The 4,943-nt window shown below is 68.9% G+C and carries 4 protein-coding genes; 3 read left to right on the forward strand and 1 reads right to left on the reverse strand.

Going from position 1 to position 4,943, the window contains the following annotated elements:
• Positions 1-222 precede the first annotated feature (222 nt).
• The 3 genes from C3Y15_RS30995 to C3Y15_RS31005 all read left to right on the forward strand — a co-directional run bounded on the left by C3Y15_RS30995 (position 223) and on the right by C3Y15_RS31005 (position 3,433).
• The gene (locus tag C3Y15_RS30995; RefSeq protein ID WP_059559791.1) at positions 223-1,167 is read left to right on the forward strand and encodes an SDR family oxidoreductase; all 945 of its coding nucleotides are present in this window, start codon (positions 223-225) and stop codon (positions 1,165-1,167) included.
• A 403-nt stretch (positions 1,168-1,570) separates the two neighbouring features.
• Positions 1,571-1,900 (forward strand): H-NS histone family protein, encoded by a 330-nt coding sequence (locus C3Y15_RS31000; RefSeq protein WP_011880644.1) that lies wholly within the window; start codon positions 1,571-1,573, stop codon positions 1,898-1,900.
• Positions 1,901-2,185: 285 nt separating this feature from the next.
• Complete coding sequence (locus C3Y15_RS31005) at positions 2,186-3,433, forward strand: MFS transporter (protein ID WP_060121352.1); 1,248 nt, start codon at positions 2,186-2,188, stop codon at positions 3,431-3,433.
• A 74-nt stretch (positions 3,434-3,507) separates the two neighbouring features.
• Here C3Y15_RS31005 and C3Y15_RS31010 read toward each other — a convergent pair whose 3' ends face one another.
• A complete protein-coding gene (locus C3Y15_RS31010) occupies positions 3,508-4,587 on the reverse strand; it encodes an AraC family transcriptional regulator (RefSeq protein WP_014726269.1) in 1,080 nt (359 codons plus the stop codon).
• Positions 4,588-4,943: the final 356 nt, after the last annotated feature.

Consider the following 4,943-nt stretch of genomic DNA (forward strand, 5'->3'; position numbering starts at 1 on the left):
CCAGCAGCCCAGTGCCTGAAGTGCCTTGCGATCGAGCAATTGCTTCTCCTGACGTCCTTAAAGTCAGGCGTCAGGTTACGCAATCGCTCTAAAACCCTCCACGGTTTCCTACGATGAACCTTTTTTTCGTCGTGCGCCGCCGCGTGTTGCGCGCGAAATCGCCATCCGACGCAGGTTCTCGTATAGATTGGTGGGCCTCGTTTCCCTTCATCGTTGGCTACCGTGTCGCAACCGACCATCCTTCTCATCGGCGCGTCCGGCCTGCTCGGCCGTGCGGTTGCCGCCGCGCTGTCGCGCGAAGCGTCGCTGACGCTGGTCGCGACCATCCGGAACGCAGATACCGCCGGCGCCCGGCGGGTCGCGTTGCCGCCGGAACACACCGCCCGTCTCGACGTTCTGGACCAGCCCGCGCTCGAACGGCTGTTCGATGCGCGGCGGCCGTCCGCCGTGATCGTTTGCGCGGCCGAGCGTCGTCCGGACGTATGCGAGAACGACCCGGCCGCCGCGCGTGCGATCAACGTCGACGCGCCGGCGCGCATCGGCGCGCTCGCCGCGCGCTACGGCGCATGGACGCTCGGCATCTCGACCGACTACGTGTTCGACGGCCGGGCCGCGCCGTACCGCGAAGACGCCACGCCGAATCCGCTGAACGTGTACGGCCGCACGAAGCTCGACGGCGAGGCGGCGTTGCTCGCCGCGTCGCCGCTCGCGTGTGTGCTGCGGCTGCCGCTGCTGTACGGGCCGATCGTCGACTGGCGCGAGTCGGCGGTCACGAGCCTCGTGCCGGCGATCGTCGCGGCCGCGCAGCCGGGCGCCGAGCCGGCGCGCATGGATGCGTGGGCGATCCGCTATCCGACGTACACGCCGGACGTCGCGCAGGTCATCCGCGACCTGACGCTGCGCCATCTGGCCGGCGCGCCGGTCACCGGCATCCGTCATTGGTCGGCCGAGGAGCCGATGACGAAATACGATATCGCCCAACGGCTCGCGGCCGCGTTGGGGCGCCGCGCGGCGCTCGCGCCGATCCATGCGCCGACCGATGCCACGCCGCGCCCATACGATTGCCACCTCGATGCGTCGCGTGTGCGCGCGCTCGGCATCGACCATGCGACGCCGTTCGACGCCGGCTTGCGCGCCGTATTGGCCGACGCGCCGCCGCTGCCGTGAGCGTCGCGCCCCGCGATGTCGCGACGCCGCGACGTTCGGCGCCGGACCGCGCCGGACCGCGCCGGACCGCGCCGGACCGCGCCGCGCCGTCGCCGCGCAAAAGTCCTCAAACACCGAGCATGCACGCTGCTATCATTCGCGCCATGCCGTGCCCGTACGAGGCGCGGCGACCGGTGGCGAGGAGGTCGCCATCGACCGTTCGTCGCGCGTTCGAGCGCGGCGTACCGCGCGTCGCGTGCCGCGACCGCAGCGTTCGACGATGGCATAGCCGCCGGTGGACATCGCAGACCTTGCGGCTCCGGTCTGGCGATCCACATATCGCAATACGGATCGGCGGAACTTCACGGCCGGTTCGGCCATCGGAGGTTCTTTGAATAAAAACATGCCCAAAGAGGATGAATACATGACTCAGGCTCTGCAGGACCTCGAAGCACAACTTCGGGACCTGAACATCAAGCTGTCGGAAGCCAGGCAGAAAGAAAAGCAGGCCGCGCTCGCGGCATTCAGGGAGCAGGTTCAGTTGCTGGGTATCACGCAGCAGGAAGTGCTGAGCGCGCTCGGCTACATCGTGCAGCGAAAACGCAAGGCGCCTGCGAAGTACTACGATCCGACGACCGGCCGCTCGTGGTCGGGTCGCGGCCCGCGGCCGAAATGGCTCGAAGGCAAGGACCTCGACGCGCTGCTCGTCGATCGCGAAGCCAAAACCTGGTGGCCCGGCGACGATCAGGGCTGACGCCGCGCGGCGCCGGTCGCGCGCCGGCGCCGTCCGGCCCACGCGAGCCGCGGCTCGCATGCTTCATCCCTTGCCGTCGGCGTGCCGCCTGACAGCGCCGCCGCCGGCATCGACGTCGTTCAGTTTCGTCTTTCAGTTCCGACTTTCAGTTCCATTACCCGCGGTTGCCCGTTTCCGTTTCGGCGAGCCGGCAGCCGCGACCCTTTCCGTCCGCGCACGGTCACCGCGCCGTCGCGCGCGCGAACCGGCCTCAGACTGTCGCCCGGACCTTTGCGGCAGGACACCATGGCAGCCAACCTTGAACCTTCGTCGCTCGGCGACGCGGCGTCGCCGCGCGTCGAGGAGGCCGGGCGTTACGCGTGGAAGGCGCTCGCGGGCGCCGCGATCGGCTACGCGATGGACGGCTTCGATCTGCTGATCCTCGGCTTCATGCTGCCGGCGATCACGGCGGCGTTGCACTTGACGCCCGCGCAGGGCGGGGCGCTCGTCACGTGGACGCTGATCGGCGCGGTGGCGGGCGGCATTCTGTTCGGCGCCCTGAGCGACCGCTATGGCCGCGTGCGCGTGCTGACCTGGACGATCATGCTGTTCGCGATCTTCACCGGCCTTTGCGCATTCGCCCAGGGCTTTCGCGACCTGCTCGTCTACCGGACCATCGCCGGCATCGGCCTGGGCGGCGAGTTCGGGATCGGCATGGCGCTCGCGGCCGAAGCGTGGCCGGCCGCCAAACGCGCGCGCGTGTCGTGCTACGTGGCGCTCGGCTGGCAGGCCGGCGTACTGCTGGCGGCGCTGCTGACGCCGCTGCTGCTGGGCCATATCGGCTGGCGCGGAATGTTCGCGCTCGGCGTGGTGCCCGCCTTGCTCGCATGGGCGCTGCGCAACCGGCTGCACGAGCCCGTAGCGTTCGTGCAGCGTGCTACGCAGCCGCGCACCAACGCGTTCCGCATGCTCGTCGCCGACGCGCGCACCGCGCGCACGAGCGTCGGCATCGCGATCCTGTGCTCGGTCCAGAACTTCGGCTACTACGGCATCATGATCTGGCTGCCGACCTTCCTGTCGAAGCAGATGGGCTTTTCGCTGACGAAGTCCGGCCTGTGGACGGCGGTCACCGTCGTCGGGATGATGATCGGCGTCTGGACCTTCGGGCAGTTCGCCGATCGCATCGGCCGCAAGCCGACGTTCCTGCTGTACCAGCTCGGCGCGGTCGCGACCGTCATCGCGTACGCCCGGCTGTCCGACCCGACGACGATGCTGTGGGCCGGCGCGCTGATGGGCATGTTCGTGAACGGGATGGTCGGCGGCTACGGCACGCTGATGTCCGAAGGCTATCCGACCGCCGCGCGCGCCACCGCGCAGAACGTGCTGTGGAACATCGGCCGCGCGGTCGGCGGCTTCGGGCCGGTGGCGGTCGGCGCACTCGCCGCGCACTACTCGTTTCAGACGGCCATCGCGCTGCTCGCCGGCCTCTATGTGCTCGACATGGCCGCGACGCTGTTCCTGATCCCCGAACTCAACGGCGTCGAACTCGAATGACGCACGCGCCATCGCGCGTTGCGTTGCGCGTGGTCGCATGATGCGCTGAACTGCGCGCGGTCACGCGCTGCGCGTCAGGCGTCGCCGTCCGCATCCGCGCGTGCGCGCGGCGTGCTGCCGGTCCAGCGCCGGTACGCATGCCGGAAGCTGCGCGGTTCGCTGTAGCCGAGCCGCTCTGCGATGGCCGCCACGCTGAGCGTCGGCTCGTCGAGCAGGCGCACCGCCTCCTGATGGCGCACGTCGTCGAGCAGCGACTGGAACGTGATGCCGTCCTTGTCGAGTCGGCGCCGCAATGTGCGCTCGGTCACGTACAGCGCATCCGCGAGCGACGTCATCGACTTGAAGCGCGTGAGGTCGCGCGCCATCAACGCCTTCGCGCGATCGGCGAAGCGCGTGCCGAGCGATGCGGCCCACTGCTGCTCGAGCGCTTCGCACTGCTGATGCAGCGCATTGAAGCTGACTTCGTTCGCGAGCCGCGGCGCTTCCGAGCCGTCCACGCTCGTGAACACGAGGCGGTTTTCGCCTGCGCCGAACGCGACCGGACAGCGGAAGTGGCGCGCGTAGTCCGCGGCGTTGCGCGGCGTGCGGCGCGCGAGATGCAGCTGCGCGGGCCATACCGGCTTGCCGACTAGATCGGACACGATCAGCCGCAGGCTCGACAGGCACATGTCGGTCTGAAACACCTCGATGTCGGGTTCGCCGTTGTACCGCTCGATCGTCACGCTCATTCCGTCCGCATGCGTGTGCCCGCGCACGTCGAAATACAGCCCCATGAACAGCGGAAACCGGCCCATGCAGCCGAATGCCTGCATCACTGAGCCGCTGATCAGCATCGCGTAGCCGGCGAGGCCGAGCGTCGACACATGGAGCCGCGCGCCGATCGCGAGACCGATCGACGGCAGGCCACTGCAGCGCAGCAGGTTACGGAAGCAACGCTGCTCCTGGCCGCGATTCACGTGCAGATTCGGCGACGCGACTTCGGCCGCGCCGAGGCCCGTGCCGTCGAGCACCGCGGCGATGTCGAGATGCCGGACGCGGCATTCGTCGAGCGTGACCGCGATCGCGTGCACGGTGGCGGGGATGTCGTCCTGGCTGGCGGCCGAACGCAGGCCGCGCTCGGCGCGGCGTCGATGTCGATGGGACTGGCTGTCCATGGTGCGGGGGCGGCGACGGGTTCGCATAGAAGATAGCGGGAATGCCCGCGAAACGCCAGAGCGCTGCGCGGCCCGCAATGGGCCGTTGCCACGCGTCCGGAAATATCCCCCGAATACGTCCGCTTTTCTCATTCGTGGTCGAGTTTTTGGCGCACCACACTCGTTTCCGAATCGCGCAATGCCTGCGATGCCGCATTGCCGACGACACGTGTGTTGAGGTCATGAACGACAGCCAAGTGAGGACACCATGGAAGACACCGGGACAGCGCAGCATGCGCGCAGCGCAGTGACGGACGACGTGCGAGCGCACGCGAACGGGCACGCCGACACCGACACCGACGCCGGCCCGCCCGGCC

The organism is Burkholderia sp. B10, from assembly GCF_004368385.1.
Taxonomy (GTDB): Bacteria; Pseudomonadota; Gammaproteobacteria; order Burkholderiales; family Burkholderiaceae; genus Burkholderia; species Burkholderia vietnamiensis.